25 protein-coding genes and 1 pseudogene are annotated in these 26,117 nt (G+C 53.3%); 10 read left to right on the forward strand and 16 right to left on the reverse strand.

Annotation, left to right across the window (positions count from 1 at the left end):
- Positions 1–66 precede the first annotated feature (66 nt).
- The 3 genes from CBW65_RS02990 to CBW65_RS03000 all read right to left on the reverse strand — a co-directional run bounded on the left by CBW65_RS02990 (position 67) and on the right by CBW65_RS03000 (position 2,298).
- A complete protein-coding gene (locus tag CBW65_RS02990; protein WP_087455526.1) occupies positions 67–876 on the reverse strand; it encodes a gamma-glutamylcyclotransferase family protein in 810 nt (269 codons plus the stop codon).
- A 62-nt stretch (positions 877–938) separates the two neighbouring features.
- Complete coding sequence (locus CBW65_RS02995; RefSeq protein ID WP_087459097.1) at positions 939–1,763, reverse strand: MBL fold metallo-hydrolase; 825 nt, start codon at positions 1,761–1,763, stop codon at positions 939–941.
- Positions 1,764–1,926: 163 nt separating this feature from the next.
- Entirely contained in the window at positions 1,927–2,298 is a 372-nt protein-coding gene (locus CBW65_RS03000; protein WP_087455527.1) for a hypothetical protein, read from the reverse strand.
- Between the two features lie 90 nt (positions 2,299–2,388).
- Between CBW65_RS03000 and CBW65_RS03005 the strand changes: the two genes are divergently transcribed.
- From CBW65_RS03005 to CBW65_RS03015, 3 genes are all read left to right on the forward strand, one after another.
- Entirely contained in the window at positions 2,389–2,838 is a 450-nt protein-coding gene (locus tag CBW65_RS03005) for a hypothetical protein (protein ID WP_087455528.1), read from the forward strand.
- Positions 2,839–2,945: 107 nt separating this feature from the next.
- Positions 2,946–4,964, forward strand: coding sequence for a PKD domain-containing protein (locus CBW65_RS03010; RefSeq protein ID WP_087455529.1), 2,019 nt, complete (start codon positions 2,946–2,948; stop codon positions 4,962–4,964).
- Positions 4,965–4,992: 28 nt separating this feature from the next.
- Positions 4,993–5,523, forward strand: coding sequence for a hypothetical protein (locus tag CBW65_RS03015; RefSeq protein ID WP_087455530.1), 531 nt, complete (start codon positions 4,993–4,995; stop codon positions 5,521–5,523).
- A 35-nt stretch (positions 5,524–5,558) separates the two neighbouring features.
- Here the strand turns inward: CBW65_RS03015 and CBW65_RS03020 are convergent, their stop codons facing one another.
- From CBW65_RS03020 to CBW65_RS03035, 3 genes are all read right to left on the reverse strand, one after another.
- Complete coding sequence (locus tag CBW65_RS03020) at positions 5,559–6,041, reverse strand: GNAT family N-acetyltransferase (RefSeq protein WP_087455531.1); 483 nt, start codon at positions 6,039–6,041, stop codon at positions 5,559–5,561.
- 639 nt (positions 6,042–6,680) lie between these two features.
- On the reverse strand, positions 6,681–7,889 hold the full coding sequence (locus CBW65_RS03030; protein WP_087455533.1) for an MFS transporter: 1,209 nt from the start codon (positions 7,887–7,889) through the stop codon (positions 6,681–6,683).
- 27 nt (positions 7,890–7,916) lie between these two features.
- The gene (locus CBW65_RS03035; protein ID WP_087459098.1) at positions 7,917–8,396 is read right to left on the reverse strand and encodes a DUF6530 family protein; all 480 of its coding nucleotides are present in this window, start codon (positions 8,394–8,396) and stop codon (positions 7,917–7,919) included.
- Between the two features lie 194 nt (positions 8,397–8,590).
- Between CBW65_RS03035 and CBW65_RS03040 the strand changes: the two genes are divergently transcribed.
- The 4 genes and pseudogenes from CBW65_RS03040 to CBW65_RS03055 all read left to right on the forward strand — a co-directional run bounded on the left by CBW65_RS03040 (position 8,591) and on the right by CBW65_RS03055 (position 11,142).
- Complete coding sequence (locus CBW65_RS03040) at positions 8,591–8,782, forward strand: DUF1272 domain-containing protein (RefSeq protein ID WP_087455534.1); 192 nt, start codon at positions 8,591–8,593, stop codon at positions 8,780–8,782.
- A gap of 94 nt (positions 8,783–8,876) precedes the next feature.
- A complete protein-coding gene (locus CBW65_RS03045) occupies positions 8,877–9,704 on the forward strand; it encodes an MBL fold metallo-hydrolase (RefSeq protein ID WP_087455535.1) in 828 nt (275 codons plus the stop codon).
- An 80-nt stretch (positions 9,705–9,784) separates the two neighbouring features.
- Positions 9,785–10,554, forward strand: a pseudogene (locus tag CBW65_RS03050) (isocitrate lyase/PEP mutase family protein).
- A gap of 21 nt (positions 10,555–10,575) precedes the next feature.
- Positions 10,576–11,142 carry a bifunctional transcriptional activator/DNA repair enzyme AdaA gene (locus tag CBW65_RS03055; protein WP_087455536.1) on the forward strand — a complete coding sequence of 189 codons (567 nt, stop codon included), beginning with the start codon at positions 10,576–10,578 and terminating at the stop codon, positions 11,140–11,142.
- Between the two features lie 45 nt (positions 11,143–11,187).
- Here CBW65_RS03055 and CBW65_RS03060 read toward each other — a convergent pair whose 3' ends face one another.
- From CBW65_RS03060 to CBW65_RS03075, 5 genes are all read right to left on the reverse strand, one after another.
- Positions 11,188–11,415 (reverse strand): VOC family protein, encoded by a 228-nt coding sequence (locus CBW65_RS03060; protein WP_157721744.1) that lies wholly within the window; start codon positions 11,413–11,415, stop codon positions 11,188–11,190.
- A 199-nt stretch (positions 11,416–11,614) separates the two neighbouring features.
- On the reverse strand, positions 11,615–13,135 hold the full coding sequence (locus tag CBW65_RS03065) for a caspase family protein (protein WP_087455538.1): 1,521 nt from the start codon (positions 13,133–13,135) through the stop codon (positions 11,615–11,617).
- A gap of 249 nt (positions 13,136–13,384) precedes the next feature.
- Complete coding sequence (locus tag CBW65_RS03070) at positions 13,385–14,032, reverse strand: hypothetical protein (RefSeq protein WP_087455539.1); 648 nt, start codon at positions 14,030–14,032, stop codon at positions 13,385–13,387.
- Between the two features lie 79 nt (positions 14,033–14,111).
- Positions 14,112–14,246: a hypothetical protein gene (locus CBW65_RS25015; RefSeq protein ID WP_269767997.1), complete on the reverse strand. Its 135-nt coding sequence runs from the start codon at positions 14,244–14,246 to the stop codon at positions 14,112–14,114.
- Between the two features lie 3 nt (positions 14,247–14,249).
- Positions 14,250–15,566: a helix-turn-helix transcriptional regulator gene (locus CBW65_RS03075; RefSeq protein WP_198299738.1), complete on the reverse strand. Its 1,317-nt coding sequence runs from the start codon at positions 15,564–15,566 to the stop codon at positions 14,250–14,252.
- Between the two features lie 313 nt (positions 15,567–15,879).
- On the opposite strand from CBW65_RS03075, the gene CBW65_RS03080 reads away from it, so the two are divergent.
- On the forward strand, positions 15,880–17,346 hold the full coding sequence (locus CBW65_RS03080) for a protein adenylyltransferase SelO (protein ID WP_087455541.1): 1,467 nt from the start codon (positions 15,880–15,882) through the stop codon (positions 17,344–17,346).
- A gap of 92 nt (positions 17,347–17,438) precedes the next feature.
- Here the strand turns inward: CBW65_RS03080 and CBW65_RS03085 are convergent, their stop codons facing one another.
- Positions 17,439–19,787 carry a sensor domain-containing protein gene (locus CBW65_RS03085; RefSeq protein WP_087455542.1) on the reverse strand — a complete coding sequence of 783 codons (2,349 nt, stop codon included), beginning with the start codon at positions 19,785–19,787 and terminating at the stop codon, positions 17,439–17,441.
- Between the two features lie 246 nt (positions 19,788–20,033).
- On the opposite strand from CBW65_RS03085, the gene CBW65_RS03090 reads away from it, so the two are divergent.
- Both CBW65_RS03090 and CBW65_RS03095 read left to right on the forward strand, forming a co-directional pair.
- Entirely contained in the window at positions 20,034–21,569 is a 1,536-nt protein-coding gene (locus tag CBW65_RS03090; RefSeq protein WP_087455543.1) for a methyl-accepting chemotaxis protein, read from the forward strand.
- A 73-nt stretch (positions 21,570–21,642) separates the two neighbouring features.
- Positions 21,643–22,446, forward strand: coding sequence for an ion transporter (locus CBW65_RS03095; protein ID WP_087455544.1), 804 nt, complete (start codon positions 21,643–21,645; stop codon positions 22,444–22,446).
- A gap of 72 nt (positions 22,447–22,518) precedes the next feature.
- Here the strand turns inward: CBW65_RS03095 and CBW65_RS03100 are convergent, their stop codons facing one another.
- The 4 genes from CBW65_RS03100 to CBW65_RS03115 form a co-directional block, all read right to left on the reverse strand.
- On the reverse strand, positions 22,519–23,154 hold the full coding sequence (locus CBW65_RS03100; RefSeq protein ID WP_087455545.1) for an FMN-dependent NADH-azoreductase: 636 nt from the start codon (positions 23,152–23,154) through the stop codon (positions 22,519–22,521).
- Between the two features lie 178 nt (positions 23,155–23,332).
- The gene (locus tag CBW65_RS03105; RefSeq protein ID WP_087455546.1) at positions 23,333–24,412 is read right to left on the reverse strand and encodes an NAD(P)H-dependent flavin oxidoreductase; all 1,080 of its coding nucleotides are present in this window, start codon (positions 24,410–24,412) and stop codon (positions 23,333–23,335) included.
- A 202-nt stretch (positions 24,413–24,614) separates the two neighbouring features.
- Positions 24,615–24,929: a YbjQ family protein gene (locus tag CBW65_RS03110; RefSeq protein ID WP_087455547.1), complete on the reverse strand. Its 315-nt coding sequence runs from the start codon at positions 24,927–24,929 to the stop codon at positions 24,615–24,617.
- Between the two features lie 131 nt (positions 24,930–25,060).
- Positions 25,061–26,050 (reverse strand): MraY family glycosyltransferase, encoded by a 990-nt coding sequence (locus CBW65_RS03115; protein ID WP_232463434.1) that lies wholly within the window; start codon positions 26,048–26,050, stop codon positions 25,061–25,063.
- Positions 26,051–26,117 lie beyond the last annotated feature (67 nt).

The raw sequence follows: 26,117 nt of genomic DNA on the forward strand, positions 1-26,117 counted from the left end.
GGCCTGGCCAACGTTGTAACCAACGTGCCAAGCCTCGCGTTTGAACGATAACGGCCAAAGGGCTGCTTACAGCTTGTCAGGCTGCCCGGTGACCTTTTGCAAAAACTCATAATACTCCGGCGTCACAAACCCTTCCGCCCCGCGCAGGATCTCTTTCACATAATGCGCGGGCGGCGGGATGTCGGCGGGGGACTTGTGCACGACGAGGAAGGTGAGCGCTTCGTGCAGTTCGCCGTTTATCTCCACGGTGATCATCGCCGGGCGGTACCCTTCGGTCGCCACGCCTTCGCGCACCCAGAGGTAGTCGCGCGCTTCCTGCCCGATCCGGTACACTTTGCCTTCGACCGCGCCGCCTTCTTCCACCACATCAGCCCGCCCGGCGCCGTCGCCAGCCAGGTAGGTAAAGCGCAGCGCATACCCGTGCAGCACGCCAAGCCCTGCGATCTCCTGAAAATGCCCGTCAACGCCTGCGAGTTGAAAGCGTTCCGTGTCGAGGCAGGAAGCGTAGGCGAAGTACAGCAGGGGCAGCGTGTCCATCCGCCGGTGCACCTTCCAGTCGCCCAAACCGACTTTTTCAAAATCGTCCCCGACAACCTCCGACGGCCAGACAAACGCGACGGCCTCCATCGCACCTCGGTCTGTTCCCACCTGCACAGTGCGGCGCTCTAGTCCGCGTTCCGCTGCGATTGCATCCAGTTCTGCCAAAGTCTCATTCTCAAACGTATACAACGCGCCATACACGCGCTGACCGCCATCGTTTAAGACCGCAACCGGATACCCTTTTCCTGTATCCCACAGCGTGCCGTTCACCCAGCTCTGCTCCGCGACACACGCTGACGACCAATCGTCCCCATATACAAAAACCGTCTGTGCCATCTTGCTCCGCCTCCCATGCCTTTATTTCTTCTATTGTAGCATGAGAATAGGGTACGCAGCTCCTAATGCACATACCGGCCGTGCTTGGGAATCGCCATCGTGTCGAACTCCCGGGCCAATTTTTCCAAGCCTTGCTGCAGTTCTGCTCCGCCCATCGGCAAGCCGTGCCCCGTCACGGCAAACTGGGGTCTCAGCGCGGCCAGCCTCTTCACCGAATCCCACGCCGCCGCCCAGTCCGGGGTGAAATACACTGGCGGGCCATGCACTTCCAGCTCCTGCACGAGCACGGCCAGAGCAGACTCTTGTCTGGTCGTGATAAACGCGTCGCCTGCGATCAGCGCCCGGTCCTGCTCGCGGAAAAACGCTACATGACCCGCCGTATGCCCCGGCGTGTGAATCCACTTCCAGCCCGGCATGCCCGGCACGCTGTTGTCTTGAGGCAATGCCTGCACGCGGCCGCCCAAGTCGATTCCGTCATTTGGGTACAAAAACGACATCCGCGCCAGCAGCCCGCCGCCGACCGACGGGTCGGGCTCGACATAGTTGTCTTGCCCGGTCAAAAACGGCAGCTCGAGTTCATGCGCGTAGACCGGCACATCCCAGCGCTCGGCCAGCTCTTTGACCGAACCGACGTGGTCAAAATGGCCGTGCGTCAACACGATTGCTTTGGGCGGTCCGTTGAACAACTCGTCTGCCGTATCGGCGATCCGTCCTCCGAAAAAATGCACCCCGGCGTCGACCAGCACCCAGTCCGCGCTGCCCGGCTGCCCGACAAAACAGACGTTGGCGATCGCCGTCCGCAGCATCACCAGATCGGGCAGAACCACTTGCGCCGACTCGATCACGTTTAGATTGGCCAACTGCTGCAAATACCGATTTTCCTGCATCTCCATAACTGCGCCTCCTGACCAGCTTTTGATAGAGGTAGCGTTTGCCATCTGCCTATCCTTCATGCACCAGCTATGGTATAATCTCCTACCTACTTGTGACTTTGGGAGCGTGAGAGACTTTGTATCCGCATATCAGGGTTTGAAACAGAAAAACACCGGCTTACGCGGCCGGTGTCCTTTTCTTGCCTATTCGATTTCCTAAATAGATGCCGGCCAGCGCACCGATCAGCGTCACCGCCAAAAACGCGGCGTGCAGAACGATCTGCTGCGCTTCTTTGAACGTGTACAAGACCACGAGCACGATCGCCGCCGAACAAAGCGCCAATGTGCCGTTCCAGAGGTGCGGCTTGACCAGCCAGCCAAAGAGGAACCCGAGGATGAGGTAGGCGGGGAGCACCAGATACAAAATGCTCAGCTTGTCTTGCAGGCTCCCATCCGCATACAGCGCCACAAAATCTAGAAATAATGCCGGAAACACCCCGATCAGCACGGCGGTGACATACCCAAAGGTTCTTCCGAATGAATTTTGCATCGTTTTCTTCCTTTCACTAGGACTTTCCAAATCATATGTCAAATACTTGTAGAAAGAGACAGTTGTTTGTCAAAAGGAGGAGTAACTCTTATGCTTCATAAATTCATCGTTGCGCTGCTTGCCACCTTTATCTTAAGTTTGTGGATCTCCTATCCCAGCCTTCAGGTACCGCAGTCGGATACGGGCTCCTATAAATATTCGTTTATCGGGCTCATGACCATCTATATCACCTATGTGGGACCTTGCATGTTTCTTTTAGGTATCCCGTTTTCCATGCTGATCGACAGGATCGCCCGGCGTAGAACCATCTCGTCTGCACTGGGGCGGTATCTCTTCCACTTTCTCCTCTATGCGCTTGCCGGTCTGCTTGCCATTATGATTTTCCTGCTTGTGCTGTCTTCCGGTGATCTGGGAGGGATTCTGGATGAAGGTTCCGGTTTTATTTATTTCGGCGTGATCGGCTCACTGCTCTTTTATCACGTCTCCTTGCTGCTGCTCGCCATTGCCAAGCTTTTCAAAAAAAGACCGGACGCCTCGTAGGCGTTCGGTTTTTCTTTTGTGCGTCCTAAGCGGCTGTACGTTTCGGTGCGGAGGACAACTTCATAGGGTGTAACATACCGTATTTCTTCGCCGAAAGGAGGCGTCTTATGTTACAAGTGGGACCGATCAATGCACGGAACGGTTTTCCATTGTGGTACAAGGATGAAAACGGACTGCGCCTGGAACTGAACACCGACGTCAACGACCCCTACAGCGGACTCGATCCGGCCGAACTGCCAGACCCAACGCAGCCTGTTTCGTTCCCGGACAACTTTCCGGGGGAAGCGTTTTACATGGCGGCCGAAGCGGAGATGACGACAGGCACGGGTGAACGGGCGCGGCTGGTGCTGGCACTGGAAGCGGCGTTTGTGAATGAAGTGCCGGCAGCAGGCGAACAGATCGTGTTTGGCCGCGTGCGGATTCGTGTGACCGGGCTACAGCCAAACGCCCAGTATACGGTCAGACATCCGTATGGCGTTGACACGTTTATCGCCGAACCTGATCCGGGTGAGCCGGGGTTTGGCGAGATCAATTTTACGGAAGACATCGGCGGTCTTAGTGGCGGGAATTTTGAAATCGCCGCGACCAGCCGGATTCATCCCTTTTTGCGCTGGGACCCGAGTGTCCTGCCAACTGCTCCGGCCGGGTATATCGGCGATCCGAACGTGGAGCACCCTGTCATCGGCAGCGTGATCTTCGATCCGCTTGGGCAGCCGCAAAACTACTTCCGCATCGAAGGGCCGGGCATCGGGATCGGCTCGCCCGACCGTGTGAACGCTAACGTGATCGAGACGCGCAACTTCTCGCTGCTCGGCAAAATCTCCATCAACTCCGGCGTGGACGTGACGCGCGTGACCTATACGCGGACGGCAGCAGACGGCGGTTTCCTCGATGTGTTTGCCACCTCCGACGTCACGCCGCAGAACATCGAAGTGTCCGGTGCCGGACTTGCGCCGACGATGCTGTTCGGAAGCGAAGGCGTTTATTTTGCCCGGGTCGCTTTTTCCGGAGCGGTGCCCAATGTTGTCACCGTCACGAATCTCAGCGACAACCCGGACAGCGTCAAGACGGCAACGCCGGTCGATCTGGTCACCGCAAGTGCGATCTACAACACAGATACGGCGGTGCTTACGGTGACGGCAGAATCGAGTGATTCGTTTGCAACGCCGTTGCTTACTGTTGATCCGTTTGGCCCGATTCCGGCAGGGGGGACGCTTACCGTTTCCAATCCGGCTTTTGTTCCCGCTTATCTGACCGTGACTTCTGCTGCCGGCGGAACGGTGACAGTCCCGGTGGTGATCGAAGGCTCGCCGCTGACTCCGGTCGGCGTGCAGGCGGATGCGGGTGTCGATCAAACGGTTCTGATCAACGCAGCCGTGACGCTGAACGGTACGAATTCGAGCGGTCCGATCGAGTCCTTCCAGTGGGCGCAGCTCTCCGGCCCTCCTGTTGTGCTGACCGACGCGAACACTTCCCAGCCAGCTTTTACCGCGCCCAATACAGCAGCGACGCTGGTGTTTCAGCTGACCGTCACCGGCCCCGGCGGTCCGTCGAGCGACACCGTTTCGGTGGTTGTCGTCACATCTGCCCCGGTGCCTGTCGCCAACGCCGGCCCGGATCAGACGGTGCAGCAAGGCGCTCTCGTCACGCTGTCCGGCAGTTCGTCGACCACTCCGGTGACGTTTAGCTGGACGCAGATTGCCGGCCCAACCGTAGTGCTGAGTGGTGCCAATACGCCCAATCCGACATTTACCATGCCCCGGCAGACGACTCCGCTAACCTTCCAACTCACCGTGACCGGCCCCAGCGGTTCGTCCTCCGATACGGTGCAGATCACGCCGCTGCTTGGGACTTTGACCGTCACCCGCGTCGAGTTCCGCACCCGCGATGCCGAGTGGCGCATCTCCGGCACTTCCAGCGTGGCAGGGCCTGGCGTCACCGTCACCATCCATCTCGGCAACACGACGGCAGGGCCCGTCCTGGCCACCGCCGTTGTGGATGCGCTGGGCGGGTGGCAGTACCGCGAAGAAGGCGTCGCCGTTCAGCCCGACGCGACGCGTGCGATCACGGTCGAATCGAGCGCCGGCGGGCTGCTCGCAGGCGTGCCGATCACGATTCGCCAATAACATTTCCCCTGGAAAGGAGGGCGAAATCATGTGCCAATACTGCTGCAGCATCTGCTACCCGTACAGCTGCGGCTGCTCCACCGGCAAGCGCGGCCCCCGCGGCAAAGAAGGCCCGTCCGGCCCCCAAGGACCTCAGGGACCACAAGGCCCTGAAGGCAAGCAAGGCCCGGCCGGACCGCCCGGACCTCCGGGAACGCTCGGACTGGCATTTGGATCTGCCTACTCTCCCGGCGCTCCGACCCGCACAGGTGCCGTCCCCCTCGCCATCGCCGGACCCTTGCAAGACGTGGAGCTGCTCCCCGCAGGCTTGCAAGTCCTTCGCGCCGGCATCTACCAGATCACCTACACCACCACCCCCAGCGCTGCCGCCGAGTTCCGCGTTGTGATTAACGACAGCATCCAAGTGCCTCCCTCCCATACGCAGACCCAATCCGGGCAGAGCGTCAGCACCTCCTTCCTCTTCTCCCTGCTCGCCGATGACCTCGTGCAGCTCATCGCCGTTATGCCTGACGACGCAACGCTCCAAGGTGCCAGTTTGCAGCTCCTTCTGATCGGGTAACAAAAAAGAGGCTGCCTTTTACGTAAAGGCAGCCTCTATCTGTTTAAGCCGGTCATCCGATACAGCACCTCGTTCTCACTAAAAACACCGACCCGCTCAAAACCGGCCCGTTCCAGCAACCTGATCGAAGGACCGTTCGTTGCCTCGGTCACGCCCTCGATCACCTCCAGACCCATCTCCCTAAATCCATACGCCAAAACCGCTGCCACCGCCTCCTGCATCAGCCCCTTGCCTTGATGTTCCGGCAGCAGTTCATACCCGATCTCCCCTTTTCGTTCCTTCCGCTCCAAGTTCCATAAACATACCGTCCCCACCAGCACATCATCAATCGCAGCCACCCAAAAAATCGATTCGTCCTGCTCAATCGCCTTGCCGATCCTCTCCAGAAAACCCCTTGCCTCGTCCACCGTCTTCATCCCCGGCTTCAGTCGCAAAAGCTGCTCCGCATCCTCCATTCGGTATTTCCTTAATACCAAACGCTCTGTGACCAAGCCCGGAAATGGCGTGAAATGAAACATATCCCTCTCTCCTAACCTTGAAAGTATCGCCGCAAATGTGATAAGTATAGAATCACATTATAACTCAAGAACGGGATGTGAGACCATGACCCGCAAACGTCGCACACGATCACACGTCATCGCTGATCTCAGCACAAATTTTGTTGAGCGTCATATCCTGCTCTGCAACCATGCGGTACAACGAGTACAGACCGATTACGGTTACGATCTTCAGATTATCACTTTCGATCACAACGGTGAAATTGAGAACGTTTGATTTATCTGCAACTGAAAGCATCAGACAACATAACCATATTGTTAAGTGGCGCAGGCAGCCCATCTTGTTGCAACTCAAGAATCGCTCACCGTTCATTTCAAACCGGATCATCTAGTTGGACGGCGTGTAATCGAACATTTCCGTGAACAGAAAAACCAACTGCACGATTTCTTAAACAGAATGATCGAAGAGAGAGGGCGTGAGGATGTTTGAATAAGAAAGTCAATCTCGAGGACTTACGAAAAGTCCTTGTGTCACTCGGCTTCAAACAATACAAGTATGAAAATGCATTCTTTTTCAAACACGACCAAAGCGATGGAAACCTCCGAAGCATTTGACAGGTTGGCCGAGCGCCATCACGTCCATATGTAAAAACGCGTCCCTTACAGGACGCGTTTTTCTTGTTTCACAACTGCCCGCGCTTGAAACGATGGCACCAGCATCAACGCCCCCGCCACTAGCAGTGCTCCGCTGATGGCATACACGGCTTCCAGGGAAATGAGGTCTTTCAAATACCCGGCAAACGACATTCCGAGCACCATCATGCCCATGAAGATCGGGGTGATCGCACCGCCGACGCGGCCCATCAGGGCGGCTTCGGTGTTTTGCATGAGCATGGTCTGGATGCCGACCTGGATGCACGGGTAGACCAATCCCCCGACGATCTGGCATGCAAACGAAAGCGGGATCACCGTCGAGAATCCACCCCCGACCGTACAGACGGCGCTCACCAACAGGCCGGTCATCAGCAGCGCTTGCGGCTTGACCTTCCGCGCGAACGCCATGATCACCGCCCCGCCGACCAGCATCGCGGCTCCGTTGGCCATCATCAGCCACTGCATAAATTCCTTGCCCTGCCCGAGTTTCTCCATCGTGACAAACAGCAACAGCGGCGTGATCAACCCAACCGCAAGTCCCGATACGGAAAAAGCAGCACTCAGCGCCCGCAACGCACGATTTCCTCCGATATAGCGAATGCCCTCTGCCATCTCTGCCAGAAACCCCGCGCCCTTCTGTTCCTGCCGCTCGGCCACATCACGCGGCAGGAACAGAAGGATCACACCCGACCCCACAAACAACAGGCAGGTCAACAAGAGCGATACCTCAATCCCATACTTCAGATAAATAAACGTCCCGACAATCGGCCCGATCACCATAAAAATCGCGATCAACGACTGAAACAGCGCCATCACGCCTTGCAATTGCTCGCCCGGCACATGCAGTTTGAACAGCTTGGTCGCCGACGGCTGGGAAAATTGGGACAAGCTCGCCGACACAAACGTCCCCAGCAGCAACGCCAGCCAGAATCCCTGCTGGAGCACCAGCAACACTACCCCGACCGACACAGCCGACAACAGGTCGCTCCAGACCATCGTCCGTTTCGGCTGCCAGCGGTCGGCAAACGTTCCGGCGATGATCGCGAACAGGAAGATCGGCGCGAACTCCACCACCGAGATCATCGACACATAAAACGCATCGTTCTTCGTCACATCGGTGACGTACAGCAAAATGGCAAAATTCCTTATCCATACCCCGAGCTGCAACAGCACGCGGGACAAGATGACCGTTCGAACATAGCGATTTGAAAACATACCCGATGTCTCCCCATTTCGCTCTCCTTAGTAACCCATTTCCTTCAAAATTCTCGACAGCATGCGCAAGCGCTCCCCATTCAGCTCATCATCTTCACTGAGCGCCTGGCTGAACAGTTTGATATCCTCGTTGATCCGCTCGTTATCGGTGCAGACTTCCACCGTCATCGCATCCCCTTGCAGGCCAACGCGGTCGATGACCGGATTTTGGGGATCATACAGGTGTTCATAACGATACGCCTCACGGAAATGCTGCATCGACCGGCAGACCAGAATCGCCAGGTCCAACACACGGTGCAGCGGCAATTCTTCCGACTGTCTCGACCATTTTCCGCTGGTGTGACGCCAAACTTTTGCTGAGATCTCCACCTTGCCCCGGTCATTCCACTGCGCCAACCCGACCGACAGCCCCTTCGCATCCGACACCGGCGCATAGCGGCCGTCTACCTTTTGATAATCCTCCGCAACGACCACCGGCTTGTGCTTGAGCGTCGTTGGGATCGGCATTTTTTCGTTTGTGTTGTCCATGTTTTTCTCCTCCGTCAGATTCAGTGAATTACTGATTTAGTGAATTACTGATTTAGTGAATTACTGATGTCAGTATATCCACACCCTTGCCTTTTGTCAACAAATGGTTTCCGTAAATTTACAATTGTGGTAACATACCCACTAGAGAGACAAAAGGAAGGGGACGAAACGACATGGCCTTGGAAATGAGAAGCGCATGTGAACGTTGCACCACTTCGATCGCGGAAACGGTAGACGCCTATATCTGCGTGCATGAATGCACCTTCTGCGCTCCCTGCACAGAAGAAATGGACAACGTCTGCCCGAACTGCGGCGGCGAACTGGTCAGAAGACCGAAAGCGCCGAAGACGGCTTGTTCCTTATAAGTAAAAAAGATCCCCTGCTGCCAGGCTCGGCTGCGGGGATCTTTTTTTATTTTCATGCTACAATTGCCCAATATAGGAAAGGAGTATCAACCTCATGATCCTCTTCAGCAACGAGCACCTTACCGTCTTCCAAAGCGCCCTCTTTCAGATAAATTCGGCTGTGCTGGCCTTCGATGATTTTGTTTTGGTCGTGGACCCGGCCTGCTTGCCGCATGAGATTCGTGAAATTCAGTCGCATGTTGCGTCCATTCGCGGCAACAAGGACCTCTATGTCTTGTTTACGCATGGTGATTTTGATCATATCATCGGCTTTAACGCATTCCCGGACGCGAAGACGATCGGCAGTTGGGAAATGCTGCATCACCCCAAGAAGGAGCATAAGCTCAAGCTGATTCGCGAGTTTGACGCGACCTACTATCTCACACGCGACTATGAGATCGAGTTCCCCCGACTGGATCTCGTGATCGAAAAAGATGCCGAGCAGCTCACGATCGGTACGACGACGCTGACTTTCTACAAAGCGCCCGGACACACAGCCGACAGCCTGTACACCGTGATCGACTCGCTGGGCGTGTTTTTGACGGGCGATTACTTGTCCGATTTTGAACTCCCGTTTATCTACCACAGCGCGGTGGACTATGAGCAGACGATCCGCAAGGCTCAGCAAATACTCGACAACCACCCGGTGCAAATCCTCATCCCCGGACATGGACAGACCACAGACAGCCGCACCGACATGACCGGGAGGATCGCAACTGCCTTCGATTACCTCGACCGCCTCAAGCAAGCGGTGCTCTCCGACGATGAAGCGACGATCAGGCAGCTCGAAGGTGAATTTCAATTTTACTCGCCCATGACGGTGGAATGCCATCAGGAAAACGTCAACATCATACGGCGAGAATATCGCCAAGGTCTCGACTAGAAGAGCAAGATCGAGGACGATTTCCGGCTCTGCCCCTTGCTATAGTGATGACAACACACCACACTACAGGGGGCAAGAACATGAACCACTCCATTCAGAGATTTCATGAACTCCATACAGGCAGCGAACTTTTGTTTTTGGGAAACGCGTGGGATTTGTTGTCCGCGTTGGCGCTTGAAAAAGCCGGATTCCAAGCGATCGGCACGACCAGTTGGGGGATCGCCAACAGTCTGGGCTGTCAGGACGGTGAGCAGATCAGCTTTGCTGACAACCTCAAGGTGATCCAGCAGATCGTCGAGCACGTAAAAATTCCCGTCTCCGCCGATCTCGAAGCCGGCTATTCGGACGACCCGCAGCAGATCGTCGACAACGTGCTGCAAGTCGCGCAGGCAGGAGCAGCCGGCATCAATCTGGAAGACTCCTTCAAACACAGCTCTGGCCTGCGCAACATCAAGCAACACAGTGCCCTGTTAGCAAAAATCCGGACTGCGCTTGATCAAAATGGCTTTGGCGGATTTTTCATCAATGCCCGCATCGACACCTATTTGCAGCAGCCAGATCCGCTGACCGAATCGATCACCCGCGCCCAGGCATATGCGGAAGCTGGAGCAAGCGGAGTCTTCCTGCCAGCTTGCAGGATGAAGAACACATCCAAACGATTGTATCCGCCATCCATGTGCCGTTAAATCTCCTGTCGCTTCCGGGGCTCACGAATGTCCAGCGTCTGCACGAGCTTGGCGTGAAGCGGTTTAGTTTTGGCAATGCGTTTTCCGATCAGGTGATTGCACACATGGAAGCCTGTTCCGCCGCCCTCTTCGCGGCGCAAGACACGGCGATTTTATATAAGTAGACTCGGAGGTGAGCAGGAAGTATGACGACGATCAATCTATCCTTTGCAGAGATGTTTGAGAAAATCATCGCGTGTGACAGCTCGTATGACGGTTTGTTCTATACGGCTGTGAAAACGACTAAGATTTATTGCCGTCCTTCCTGCAAAGCCAGAAAGCCCAAACAGGTGAACGTCCAGTTTTACTACACGGTGCCCGAGGTGGAACAAGCCGGTTACCGGGCCTGCAAACGATGCCAGCCGACCAGGGACATGACTCCGCAGATGGCGCTGATCACCAGCGCCATGGCTTTTCTGGTCGAGCATTACAAACAAAAGCTCGTCCTGCAGGATATCGCAGCCTCTGTTGGCGTCAGTCCGTTCCATCTGGAAAGACTGTTCAAACAGCTGACCTCCGAAACGCCCCGCGCCTACTTAGAAAAATACCGTGTCGACAAGGCGGCCCACCTGATCGCCAACTCCACACTCACCAATCTGGAGATCTGCTACGAAGTTGGCTTTCAGAGCCCCTCCAATTTTTACAAAGCCTTTCGCCGGATCAAGCAGTGTTCGCCGGGAGAGTATCGTGAGCGTTTTCATGAGACTCAATAAAAAACAACGACTTCAGCCAAGTCGTTGTTTTCGGCGTTTATGAAACTAAACCTCTTGATTCAGCTCGATCAAATTCCCCGCCGGGTCGCGGAAATAGGCGACACGCATCCCAAATTCGGGCGTGTCATGCGGCGCTTTGATAACCAGCGCGTCTTTGCTTTTCAACTGCTCATACGCTGCATCCACGTTCTCAACCCGCAAAATGATCGCGACACGATCCCGCCCGCTGAATTCCTGCGACTCCCCAGGAGCTTCGCCAGTTGTATTGACCATCAGCGGCTCCCGTGCCCGATTGACGCTCCCCCTTTGAAACTTGGCAAACGGTGTGGTCTCATCCCGTGTCGTACTTTGAATCCAATCGCGTCGTGGTAAACAGAAAGCATTCTTGAACATTCGGCACCAGCAAATCGCACATGAGAAAGTTCCAAGTGATTCACTCCTCAAAAATCCTAACTGACTCTATCTGACTTACTTATTGATCTTTCTCACTAGCAGGCGACTTATCTTCACTGAATTGTTCGATCAAACTATTTCGAATTAAACTTTCAAAATGCACAAGCACCGTTTGAATCAAACTCCTAATTCTTGTTTCATCTTTTAACGGGGCTTCTTGGCTTTTCCAAATAACTTCTTTTTCGATTAGTTCGAAATTGTCGAAGTCCAAATTTTTATATCTACCGTAGTAATACAGCACTTTTAACTCTGCTTTAGAGAAAGCAAATGTTATTTCGCAGTTAAAAGGTTTGATGTTTGGATAATCCGATTTCGGAGATGCGAATATTTGAATTACTTTGAACGGTACATCTAAAGTAATATCAAAAGCTTCGACAAATGCTTTTCTCACTTTCTTTTTTACTGTCCTATTACCAGAAGGATTGAAAAACGAATTTACAGATCTCCTGAAATCACTTATTGGATCCCATTTAGGGTAAACGATTGGCTCGTCGACTTGAATCTCGACCTCCTTTTCTTCTTCAACAAATTCCACAAAATAGTCCCGATTTCTCTTGCTTAAAGAATTGGCTATTATATCTAACTTTGGCAAACTCTCTAATTCATTATAGAATTTCACTTCGACGTTATATAGTTCATTTACATCTTCAGATAGTTGAAATGCCAGTACTTCCTCCTTTATTATCTCAAACTTTTCCACTACTTCTTCTTTCGACTTACAATACCTTAGTGCGTCTTGCTGAATTCTATCCTTCAAAGTCAACGAATGATTCATTGACGATTCCTCAATTTCAAGGTATTGATCTAACATTTTCTTCATTTTTACCTTCAAATCATTTGATACACGGCAAAAGGTTTCAGTATTCTTGGCTTGCATGACAAATAAGGGCGTTTGTTCAGGAGTCTTATTAAAATCATCTGCTAAGTAGTCCATAATATCTTTATATCTAATGTCCGACTCATCATCATGATTAATGATCGCTGAAATAAAACTTTCCGTAAAATAACTTAATGATTTCGCAAAGGATGACTGATTTGATTGTGATGAGAACATAAAATAACAGTTACTAAATACCTTCTTGCTTTCAGATACGGTTTTTCTCAGTTCTTCATCATTATAGTCTTTTACATAAGTAACACCAGACTGACATGCATCAACCACTTTTATTGTTAACTTTGGACTCAGAGTGCGTAATAAATTATCTAATTCTGTATTCTCAAGTGCAGTTGTTTTTCTACGTTCTGGGTTAAAGTCACTTAATAAAAAATAGAACTCATTCTCATAAAATTGGCCATGACCAGTATAATAGAAAAATACCTCCTCTACTTCCTCTTCTCCACCCTCTAAACCCTTAATAAAATCAGCAAGCTGCCCCTTAACTTGTTTGCTATTAGTATCTTTGTTGATGGAAAGTACTTTTTGAAATCTACCGGTCGATTCCAACAACTGTCTTATTACATTAGTATCATTCAAACATCCAGGCAGATTATTCTTGGGGTCGATATAATCACTTACACCGATCAAAATAGCAATGTTCATGAGCTCACCTCTTCCTCATCATCATCATATGTTATATATGTTTCCCAAAGAGAAACTGTATAAACCATTAATATCAGATTTATCTATTCTCTCAACACACTATTTGAACGATACTTTCAAGTAGACACTTTGAAGGTGCAAAGCTGAGTGTTGATCCACTTTTGAATATATTTTTTTAAGGTATGAGTAACCAGCACCCACGACGGATTAAAGAAATTCTGCGATTTTCGACTGGTTTTGAAATGTATGCTAACCTAATAAGTGTGGAGGTGCGAATTCTTGTGGATCAAAAGGACCATCATAGCCTGTCATTAATACCTTCAATGACCAATTGCCGAGGGCTGTGTACCACTCGATCGGAGCTACTCTCCATATTTCGTGTGCGATTCTGATCCTACTAGACTGAAGCTGACCCAACCTGTCTGTGATCTCATAATATCCTTGATACCAATTAAAAAAGTCAAGAACTATATCGCTTAGATAATAGAACTCATTCTCCGGCAGCTCTCTTTCCTTTGCATCATCGGCTAGCAACCCGTATAAATAAGCAATATAATCCGGATCGTCCCCGCCCCGTTCATTCAATCGCTCTTCTTGCTCTGGTCGTTTATTAAAAGCTTCGTGTACTTTTTTATGACATGTGTTGCAAAGAGTGATCCCATTTCCGAGTTCAAACATACCTAATGGACATACCACTTTTCGGAGTATATGATGAGCCTGAATTCCCATTTTACTTTCACAATTGACGCATCGGTGGCCATCTCGCTCTTTTATGAAACGGCTCCATAATTGAAGACACCACTTTTCAGATCGTTTCTTCCGTAATGCGTTCTTAAGACGAGAAAGATGCATCTTGATAGTGTCTATATTTGCCTCCTGTTTTACTTGCTTTGACAAAACGCTATCCTCCTTCCCATTTTACGCTACGAACAATTCAAAAACCGCCCCCGAAATTCATGAGAGCGGCTGGCAGGTGCTATACTTCTTGTTTAACAATCCCCATCGGATCAGGGCCTGGGTCAAACGCAAGATGTTGGTCGAACGACCCCTGCAGAGTTGTTAAACCGATGATCGCCACAAACAGGACGGTTGCGACCAGAAACTTTTTCATTCCTTATTTTCCCCCTTCTTTGGACAGAATCTCAATGGCCTTTTTAGAAGTTGCCAGAGCCGCCGGGAGGTTCCCTTCTTCGGTTTCGGAATCGACAGTAATTTGAAGGCTCTTTGCTGCTTCCCTTTTCAAGCCTATAATATCAAAAATTTCTGCCGACCTGTTAGCGTATTTTACAGCTTCTCCATAATTAAGTTTGTGGAAATGGTATTGCGCATACACACGGTAAATGTATGCCCAGAAATGGTTTGTAACCGGCAGAACTTGGTTTCTGTCGTTTTCACGCTCCATCGTCCCAAGGAAATCTTGGGCCTCATCGAGATTTCCTTCGGAAAGGGCAAGCATTGCGAGTTTTGCGTATGTATAAGCTACATATTGATAATCGCCTGCTTCCTTGAAGTAGTTGCAGCAGTTCAACATGATAAGTTTTGCTTCACCCGGGTCGTGCTTGGAAACACAGTGAAACGCCTGCGTTTCCTTGACTTTCTGGATCATATCAATCATGTTCGATGCTTTATACAGAGCGATCGCATCGTTCAGATATTTGTCTGCCGATGCAAGGTCGTTATCTTTGGTACGGTTAATACCGATTGCATAATAGAGATTCGCCAACTCTCTATGCGAATTCGAAACCTCGTTGAAAACAGCTAATGCCTGCTCGTAATGAACTCTAGCCGCCTCAGTATCGTCCATCCATTCGTGGACTCGGCCTAAATTGTACTGAATATATCCTTGTGCAATATCCAAATTATCAATCTTCTGAATATGAGAGTCAGCTTGCACGAAATACGAATGTGCGGTCAAGAGATCAAGTTTATTGAAGTACGCACACCCTAGGAGATTATAGATAGACGCTAGAGTGCTATTCTCTTGGTCGCCCCACTCATTTAACCTCTTTAATAGATCTCTGAAGCATTCGATGGCTTCATCCGGTTTTCGCGTCCATACCAGGCACTCTGCCTTCACAAAAAGAACCTCTTTCAAAACATTGTTGGGAAGTTCATTCTGCAAGAGGTTTTCACAGATCATGAGGGCATCCGAAAATTCTTTTTTCTCTTTACATGCCTGCAACGTCTTTAGTTGAACGCCGATCGACATCGTTTCATGGTATTCCGCAGTCAGATGGGCGAGCGGCACTTCGAGTCTTTCAGCCAACTGACAGAGGAGTTTATAGGATGGGTTCGCCCTTCCAGATTCAATTTGACTAATCATACTGGGAGTGACAAGACCTTGTCCCAGTTCGCCCTGAGTCAAACCTTTTGTAATTCGAAGTTCCTGAATTTTTGCCCCTAGCATCTTGGGTCGATTGTCGTTCCTCAAGACTGTCATACCTTCTTTCCGTTAGTATAATCTGCCTAATATTATACTAGACTCATGTGATCCACGAAACAGTTATTTTTTATTATTGTTTAAGTTTTAAATAAATATACGTTAGTGGCATTTCATCGTTTTTCGCAAAAAGTAACATCGCCTGATTGGGTGCTGCGTTACTGACTTGGTATGATACACTCATGTTGACGAAAGGTCTTCTTGATTCATAAAGGATTACATGATCCATTCTTGATATGGATAGGATAGAAATGGAAGAACTAGATACATAAAAACATTATTTATAGAAGGAGACATGAAAACTATGGGCAATCCAAGCACACCAACAGGCTGGAACTTAGAGAACAGTTACGCAAGTCTGCCTGACGTGTTTTACACCAGCCAGCGACCCAACCCGGTACCTTCACCGAAGCTGGTGATTTTAAATCAAACATTAGCCGCCTCCCTCGGGCTGAACGCAGAGGCCCTGCAAAGCGAAGACGGGGTCAAAGTGCTGGCCGGCAACGAGGTTCCGGAAGGCGCCGCGCCGCTGGCACAAGCGTACGCCGGGCATCAGTTTGGGCACTTCACGCGGCTTGGCGACGGACGGGCGGTGCTGATTGGCGAACAGATCACGCCGGACGGGGAACGATTGGACATTCAGCTCAAAGGTCCGGGCCGAACCCCTTACTCCCGTGGCGGCGACGGGCGGGCAGCATTGGGGCCGATGCTGCGCGAATATATCATCAGTGAAGCGATGCAGGGTCTGGGCATTCCGACCACGCGCAGCCTCGCGGTCGTGGCGACCGGCGAGACGGTCTACCGCGAAACTCCCTTGCCCGGCGCGATTTTAACCCGGGTGGCGGCTAGTCACTTGCGCGTTGGCACCTTCCAATACGCGGCACAATGGGGCACGCCGGAAGATCTGCGCGCGCTGGCCGATTATGCGATCCAACGCCACTACCCGGATGCGGCCAACGCGGAGAACCCCTACCTTTCCCTGCTGCAAAAGGTGATCGGGCGTCAGGCGAGCCTGATCGCCAAATGGATGCTGGCAGGCTTCATTCACGGCGTGATGAACACCGACAACATGACGATCAGCGGGGAAACGATCGACTACGGCCCGTGCGCTTTTATGGATACATATAAACTGGCGACCGTGTTCAGCTCGATCGACGTCCAAGGCCGCTACGCTTATGGCAACCAGCCGTATATCGGCGGGTGGAACCTGGCGCGTTTCGCGGAAACGTTGATCCCGCTGCTTCATGAAAATGAAGAGCAGGCACTCCAACTTGCACAGGATGCCATCTCAGGATATACCGAAACCTATCGTTCGCACTGGCTGGCGGGCATGCGGGCGAAATTGGGCTTGTTCAACGAAGAAGCAGAAGACAAAGATCTGGTCGAAATCTTGCTCAGCCTGATGGAGCATCATCAAGCCGACTACACCAACACGTTCCGCGCCTTGACGTTTGATAAACTCGAGGAGTCGGAGCTGTTTGGCGTCACGGAATTTGCCGAGTGGATCAAACAATGGAATGCACGACGCGGCCGCCAGCAACAGTCGCAAGAAGCATCCCATCAACTGATGCGCCAAAGCAACCCGGCGGTCATCCCCCGCAACCACCGTGTGGAAGCAGCGTTGGAATTTGCAAACAAAGGCGACTTCAGCGTGCTGGAACGGCTGCTGGTCGTCTTGGCCGATCCGTACGCACACACCGCCGAACAAGCAGAATACGCCGCAGCGCCTTCCGCTTCGGCCGCTCCCTACCGGACTTTCTGCGGCACCTGATGCCATAAAATATAAAAGAGACAGTCATCCCCATGGATGCTGTCTCTTTTTCTCTATTTGTTCTCTCTATATGGCACGATGGCCTCCCCTATTTATAAAGCAAACGTCTTACCGCTCTGAAAAAGCGCCTCGATCTCCTGCGCCGGCAACGGGCGGCTAAAATGATAGCCTTGCATTTCCACACAGCCCCGCGCTGCGAGATAGCGCAGGTGCTCTTCCGTTTCCACGCCTTCCGCCACAACCTGCAGATTCAAGCTGTGCGCCAAGGCGATGACCGACGTGGCGATCGCGGCGTCGTCCGCATCGGTGGTGATGTCGCGGACGAAAGACTGGTCGATCTTCAGCGTATGGATCGGGAAATGCTTGAGATAGCTCAAAGACGAATATCCCGTGCCGAAGTCGTCCAGCGAAATGCGAATGCCCAGGTTTTTCAATTCATTTAAGATCACGATCGCCCGCTCCACGTTGTGCATGGTGACGCTCTCGGTGATCTCCAGTTCCAAGAACCGGGGTTCGACGCTCGTCTCTTCCAGCACGCGCTGGACCATCTCCACGAGGTCTTCCTGCTGGAACTGCCGGGCCGACAAGTTCACCGCGACCGTCAGATGCCCGTACCCGGCCGCATGCCAGCTTTTGATCTGCTCACAGGCGGTCCTCAGCACCCATTCGCCGATCGGCACGATCAGGCCGGTCTCTTCGGCGAGCGGAATGAACGAGGCCGGCGACACCATGCCAAGCGTCGGATGCTTCCAGCGCAGCAATGCTTCGACGCCAAAAATCTCGCCGCTTTGCACGTTGACTTGCGGCTGGTAGAACAGGACGAACTCGTCCAAGCCCAGCGCCTTGCGCAAGTAACGCTCCAACGACAGCTTCTGCATCGCATCTTCGTTCATCGAGGTGGTGTAGAGCTGATAGTTGTTCCGCCCGCGCTCTTTGGCGCGGTACATCGCCGACTCTGCATTTTTCATCAGCGTCGACAGGTCAGCACCGTCATCCGGGAAGAACGAGATCCCGATGCTGCACGTCGCAAACAGCTCGTTTTGCTCGATCACAAACGGCGCGGTCATGCGCTGCAGGATCATCCGCGCCACCGACACCGCATCTTGCGGCGACCTCAGGTCGGGCAGGATCAGCGTAAATTCGTCCCCGCCGATGCGCGACACCGTATCCCCTTCGCGCACGCAGGTCTGGAGCCGCTCGGCGACAGCGCGGATCAGTTCATCCCCGACCGCATGGCCCAGCGTGTCGTTGATGTATTTGAAGCGGTCGAGGTCGAGCAGCAACACAGCCAGCGTCTGCGATTGACGCCGCGAACGCGCCATCTCCAGGCTCAGGCGGTCTTCGAACAGCGTGCGGTTGGGCATGCTGGTCAGCACATCGAAGTACGCGATGTGCTGCAGGCGCTCCTCCGCCAGCTTGCGTGCGGTGATGTCGACCATGATGCCCCGGCAGCCGGTGACGACACCGTTTTCCTGCACCACCGTGACAAAGTCTTTGAGCCAGACGGTGCGCCCGTCCGCAGCGATCATCCGATATTCGATCGTATGGCTGCGTCCGGCGGCCACCTCTTGCTTGCAATAGGACATCATCATCTCGAAGTCATCCGGATGCACTTTGCTTTGCCAAAAGGCGTGATCGCTGATCAACTGCTCCGGCGTGTACCCGAGAATCCGCCTCGACTGCGGGGAAATGAACAGGTACTCAAACGTCTCGGGATTGCCTTCCCACACGACCGCCTCAATCGTTTCCAGCAGATCCTGATACTTTTGCGTGGTTAAGACCCGCTCGTGCTCCGCCGCCTTTTGCTCGGTGATATTTTTCGCGATGCCATAGATGCCAACCACGACCCCGTCCGCGTAGATCGGGACGTTGGTCACCTGCAGCGCCAACCGACGCCCGTCTTTGTGATAAACCAGCAGTTCATAAGTCTGAGGGTTGCCATTCACCGCTGCGGAAAAGTGCGTGCGGGCCTTCTCCAACTCCTCTTCCACGACAACTTCAAACACGGTGCGGTTCTTAAAATCATGCCCCTCATAGCCCAAGATGCTCAGGCAAGCCGGATTGGAGGCCAGCAAACGGCCTTCGAGGTCCAGCGTATACACAGCGTCCGGATTGTGCTCATAAAGCGACTTGAACGCCTGCTCTTCTTTGAACAGCCGGCTTCGCGTCATCCGATGCTCCGTCACGGCGCCGCCCAAAAAGATGAACGCCAAAAGCATCGTGCCGCTCGCAGCCAGCCAGTAGAAGTCGCCGCTTCCGTTTTCCAACACCCAGTCTGATGACCAGGCTCCAAACAGCGGAAATACCTGGATCCCCAAGATGACCGTCAGCATGATCGTGAGCAGTCCGATTCTCCAGTCCCTGATCCGCCTCAGCAGATTGACGGCCCATGCCAGAGTGAAAAGTCGCAGGATGATAGATAAAATGTAGGTCAAACTCATGCGAATCTCCCCTCAGCAGAGGTTTTTTTATGATCGGTTACGTCATTATTCGACACGATTCGTCACATTCCTGTTCGACAGTTTGGAATCGCATGGAGAATCGGAGAAGTTCTTGTCGAGAAACAGCGGAACTCGCTTCTTGAGAGATTTCGGGCTGGAACTTATAATGTGAAAGGGGTTCAATCAGAATCAAAACGGCAAGTAAATTCAGACAAAAGAAGATATGGGGACAGGGGTGCTTCATCGATGACAGGTATGAAAAATCGGCTGATGATCTTGCTGGCAGCAGGTGCGGCAGGACTGATGGTCCTGACGCATTTGCTCGGGCGCGTATGGCACGTGTTTGATCATCAAGCGATGGCAGGCGCGCATGGCGGCGACCCGGCGGCGATCCTTTCCGGGTTTAGCGTCACTCTCAATCTCTTATTGGCGGTGCCGCTTTTTTTACTCCTTTTTACTTTAGCGCTTTATCGAATGAAAAAGGACCACGAGGCGATTCCCTGGCTGGTGATGCTGGCGCTGGCGTTCTCCTCGATGTCGATCATCGCCGGTGGCGGCGGAACGGTCGAACTGCATTTCTCGATCTTTATGGTGGTCGCGGTGACGGCGTACTATGAAAATGTGCGCTTGCTGGCGGCGATGACCGGGCTGTTCGCAGCGCAGCATGTGCTTGGCTTCTTCCTGCTGCCGGAGCTGGTGTTTGGCGTACATAGCTACTCGTTTACCATGCTGGTCATGCATGCGCTGTTCCTGATTCTCACCTCAGGCGCCACGACCTTGCAGATCCGCTCCAAGCAAAAATTCACCTCGGCGCTGGAAGCGGCGAAAGCGCAGAAGCAAGCCGAACTGCTCGCCCTAGTCAGCAGCGTCAAAGGCTTGTCCGGCGAACTGGAACAGATGTCGAACGTAGTGTCCGCGAAATCGGACACGATCAACCGCTCCAATGAAGAAATGCTCGTCGCCTTTAAGGAAGCGTCCTTCGGTCTGGAAGACCAGAGCCACTCGGTGACGAAGATCGAGCAAGACCTCAGCGGCATCAACAAGATGATCGAGCAGACCGCTTCCGCCTCCACCCAGATCGAGGAGCAAGCGGTGTACACCGAGCAGATCATCCACGGCACGATCGGCAACGTTCACTCTTTGTATGATCAGATCGTGTTGGTCTCGCAGACGATCGAAACGTCTGCCCTCGCAATCAACGAGTTGAACCGGTCGTCCCAGAAAGTGGACGGCATCATCAATACGATTCAAGATGTGGCCGAACAGACCAACCTGCTGGCTTTAAACGCTTCGATCGAAGCGGCCAGAGCGGGTGAACACGGGCGCGGTTTTGCCGTGGTGGCACAGGAGATTCGCAAGCTGGCCGAGCAAAGCAAACGGGCGACCGATGAGATCAAGATGATCTTGACCAAGATCCTGCAGGATTCGGAAGCGTCCGTCCAGCAGATCGACACCGGCAAAAATGCGACCTCGCGCTCGGTGACCCAAGCCGAAAACTCGATGAACGGCCTGCAAAAGCTGACCGAAGTCACCACCTCCCTCGTGCAGGGCGTCAGCGCTTTAAACGGATCGATCCAGCAGATCGAAAAAGGTTCGCGCCAGATCAACCACGAGATGGGCAACATCTCGGCGGTGACGGAGCAGACGGTGGCTTCGCTGGAAGAGGTGTACGCGATCACCGAATCGCAAGTGTCGTCGAACCGCATGGTCAACACGGAGATTCACCGCTTGAAACAGCTGGCCGATTCGATCCAAGAGCAGTTCTCCTCAGAAAATAAATAGCGGTCCTAGCAAAAGGAGGGATGATATCCCTCCTTTTTTCATAGTATGCTAGTAGTATCTGAGGAGGGGTCTGATGTCTTTTTGGCGATTCTTTTATGAGATGATCATCCTGCTTGCGGTGATCACCTATGCAATTTTGATTTTTGCCGATCCGGCCGACCATCCCTATCTGACCGAAACATTGATCGCACGCGTAGATTTGGGTCTGATTCTCTTTTTTGGCATAGAGTATTTGATTCGGTTGTATCTGGCAAAGGAAAAGCAGAAGTTTGTGAAGGAGAACTGGTTTGACATCATCGCGATCATTCCGTTTGACCTCTTGTTCCCGCTGGCCCGCTTTATGCGGGTGCTCCGGGTCGTGCGGCTTTTGAAAGCCTCCCCCCTGTTGTGGAGCGTCTTGGGATCCAATCAGATGCGCAAGATCTTTGCGTTTCTGGCGGTGATTCTCGTGTGGAGTGCGTCGGCGGTGTATCTGCTGGAGAAAGGCAATAACGATTCGTTTCAAACGTGGGGCGATGCGCTGTGGTGGTCGGTGGTGACGACCACGACGGTCGGCTATGGGGACATTTCACCGGTCACAGAAGGCGGGCGGATCATCGCGGCGTTTCTGATGATTTCGGGGATCGGCTTGATCGGTACGTTTACGGCCAACCTCGCCAACCACTGGATGACGTTTTTTGAAACGCCGAGCGAAGAGGACAGCATGCTTGATCTGATCGAGGAAGAGCTGCTGCACGAAGACGACCGCCTGCAGCATCAGATGAAGCACAATGTGATGCAGTGGGTGCGCCGCATCGAGTCGCTGAGCGAAACGGAGTATCAGACGCTGCTGCGTACGCTGGAGATGCTGCGCGAGTATGACCGGCGTGATGATTGATGAGAAGCAGCACATGCAAAAAAGCGGCTTGGAGGCAGAACGCCTGCGAGCCGCTTTTGTTTTGCAGATGAATTAGAAGGATTTCGCGAGGTCTTTTGCTTTTGCGATCGCTTCTTCTTTGATGCGGTCCGCTTGATCCGGCTGTGCTGCATGGCCTTCGATCGCGAGGGTGTTCATATCGGTGATGCCGACAAAGCCCATGACGGTGCGCAGGAAACGGTCGCCCATTTCCACTTCTGCTGCCGGACCTTCGGAGTAGTTGCCGCCGCGCGCTTGGATGTGCAGCGCTTTTTTGCCGCCCAACAGGCCGACCGGGCCGTTCTCGGTGTACTTGAAGGTCTTGCCTGCCACGCAGATGGAGTCGATGTACGCTTTCATCAGCGGCGGGAAGGAGAAGTTCCACATCGGGGTTGCAAATACGTATTTGTCAGCCGCAACGAACTGGTCAACCAGTTCGCCCAGACGGCCTACTTTTGCTTGTTCATCTGCAGACAGCGCGTCAAATGCCGCGCCGGATTGCAGCTTGCCCCAGCCTGCAAATACATCCGGGTCGATGTGTGGGATGTTGGTTTTGTAGAGGTCGAGCTCGATCACTTCATCGTTCGGGTTCGCTTCGCGGTACGCGTTAACAAACGCGCGGCCAGCGGACAAGGAGAAAGACTGGTCTTCCGGTTTCGGGTTAACCGTGATGTACAGAACTGTTGCCATTCCTATCAATCCTCTCTGGTGTGTGATATCACAGAACTAGGGTGTGAAGCAAAGTGCGAAAACATGCGAGACGCTTGTTTTCTAATAGAGAACTTTGTTTTGTATTACGCTATTTTGAAGATACACCTCGCAGGAGGGCGCGTCAATCTTATTTTTTCACTTTGTAATCTAGGTCACTCTAAGGAATCCGCTTTACTTTATGAAGGGCGTTGTGGGTTTCTTCGATCAGGTTCGCCATCAGTTCAGCAGCCGTTTGCCTGCGGGTCAGTCGGGTGCCTTGTCCGGCCCAGAGCGACATGAAATCGGTGTTGTTCTGCCCGGCCGCCGCTTGGCGGATGTCGCGGGTGAGCGCGTTTTGGATCGGGTAGTCGGGAAGCTCTTGCTGGTGCGGCTCCATCTCGCGCAGGAAACGGTTTTGCAGTCCACGGGCGGGCTTGCCGGAGAAGGCGCTGGTCAGCGCGGTGCTCTCTTCGGTCGAACTGAGCAGCGCCGCTTGGTAATCCGGGTGAATCCCGCTCTCCGCGGTGGTCAGGAATGCTGTGCCAAGCTGCACCGCTTCCGCTCCGAGCATCAGGGAAGCGGCGATGCCGCGCCCGTCCATGATGCCTCCCGCTGCGATCACCGGGAGGGTCACATGGTCGACGATCTGCGGGACCAGCGCCATCGTGCCGACCAGCGCATCACCATGGCGGCCAAGAAATGTGCCGCGATGCCCGCCCGCTTCCCCGCCTTGCGCGTGGATCAGGTCGATGCCGCTCTGCTCCAGCAAGACCGCTTCCCGAACCGTCGTCGCCGTGCCGATCGTCTTGATGCCCTGCTCCCGCAACTGCTGCAGGATCTCCTCAGACGGGATGCCAAACGTAAAGGAGAAGACCGTCACCCGCTCTGCCAAAACCACTGCGATCTGCTCCGCAAACGGCTCGGCGTAGGCAGAAAGCTGCGGTTCGCCAGACAAACCCAACTCTTGACGATACGGCCGCAGCAGACGATGTGCCGCCGCCATGCGCTCCTCGTCTTCCTGCGGCGTTTCCGGGACAAACAGGTTCACCGCAAACGGGCGGTCGGTCAGCTCGCGGATGCGGCGAATCGCCCCGCGCATCGCGGCTGCAGACATGTACCCTGCACCAAGCGCTCCCAGCCCGCCCGCGTTCGAGACGGCGGCGACCAACTCGGGCGTCGTTGCCCCTCCCGCCATCGGCGCTTGCAGGATCGGGCAGCGGATGCCCAACAGACCCGTGACTCTGGTCTCAGTCCACACGACGATCAGCTCCTCTTTTTCCCGAATAAAAGATAAATACTATAAACAAAATGATACTTATCAACTATGTAAAATTAAACACTACTCCTGTATGATTAACACAGACAACTCTTAGTCCAGAATTTCTTTAGGAGAAGTCCCCCAGAATTGAAGGCCGCCTTCCGACACAAGGCGGCCTTTTTTATGTGGTGAAATCTAAGCTCTACTCAATGGTAACCGCGGTGCCGGAGACGGCAACCATCAGCATGCCTTCGCGGATGACTTCGTAGTCGATGTCGACACCAACGATCGCGTTGGCGCCTTGGCGCAGCGCCTGCTCTTTCATTTCGGCAAATGCGATTTCGCGGGCTTCTTTCAGCTTGGACTCATATGCGCCGCTGCGGCCGCCGACGATGTCGGTGATCGAAGCCAGAAAGTCGCGGACAACGTTGGCGCCCATGATCGCTTCGCCGGTGACGACCGAAAGGTATTTCGTAACTTCTTTGCCTTGCACAACTGCTGTGGTGGTGATAAGCATCTGTCTTTCGTCCTCCTCATAAGTACGTTCTGCTTAGTAGTACGCCAAACACTGGAAAAAGTTTCACTCAACAAAAAACTCCCTGCCCAAGGAAGCGGGCAAGGAGTTGGCCGTACAGATTCGTAACGTGTTTATTTGTAGTTGACGAGCAATACGACGATCGACAAGAGCGAGAAGCAAATACCAAGCAGATACATAACGGATACGGTCTGTACTTGGCTCATGCCGCTGCGCATCAAGCTGTGATGCGTGTGCGACTTGTCGGCTTGGTGCAGCGGACGGCGTTCTTTGATCCGCTTGAACAGAACGAACAAGGTATCGAAGATCGGTACGCCCAGCGCCAGCACCGGAACGATCAAGGAGACGAAGGTCGCCGATTTGAACGCGCCGTCGACCGCCAGAGCGGCCAGTGCAAAGCCAAGGAACGTCGCCCCCGCGTCGCCCATAAAGATGCGCGCCGGGTGGAAGTTGTGCTTGAGGAAGGCCAAGGATACGCCGATCAGCGCAACTGCGTAGAACGCGACCGGGCCGTTGCCGGAGAGGATCGCGATGAACAACAGGGTGATCGCCGAGATCGACGAGATGCCTGCTGCCAGGCCGTCCACGCCGTCCAGGAAGTTCAGCATGTTGGTCAGCGCCACCACCCAGAGCACGGTCGCCACGATCGACACCCAGCCCATCTGATGGTCGGCGAAGGAATAGTACGGCAGATCCAGCCACGGGATCGTGACCGCTTCAACCTTGACATCGAAGCCGACCAGCACAAACGCCGCTGCAATATGCGTCAACAGTTTCGGCCAAGCCGGGAAGTCCTTGCCGCGCGTCTTATAGTAGTCATCAAGTACGCCGATGACGAACAAGAGCAGGCCGCCGAGCGCGATGCCGTAAAACGTGTTGTCCACTTTTCCAAAAATCAACTGGATCAATAAGGTCGAGACGATAAATCCGAAATAAATCGCCGCCCCGCCGAGTACCGGAATCGGCTCCTTGTGCAGTTTCCGAGGGTTCGGCATGTCTACGAACCCTGTCTTCAATGCCACCTTGCGCAGGTACGGCACCATCATGTACACGAGCGCAAACGAGACAATCAAAGTCAAGGTCAGCATTTGTGGGGATTGCATCTTTGTTCGTAAGCCTCCCTCTGCGCCACATTTTGTTGCAGGTAGTGTGCGCAAAATTCCACTTTTA

Origin of the sequence: Tumebacillus avium (assembly GCF_002162355.1) — a bacterium.
Lineage (GTDB): Bacteria > Bacillota > Bacilli > Tumebacillales > Tumebacillaceae > Tumebacillus_A > Tumebacillus_A avium.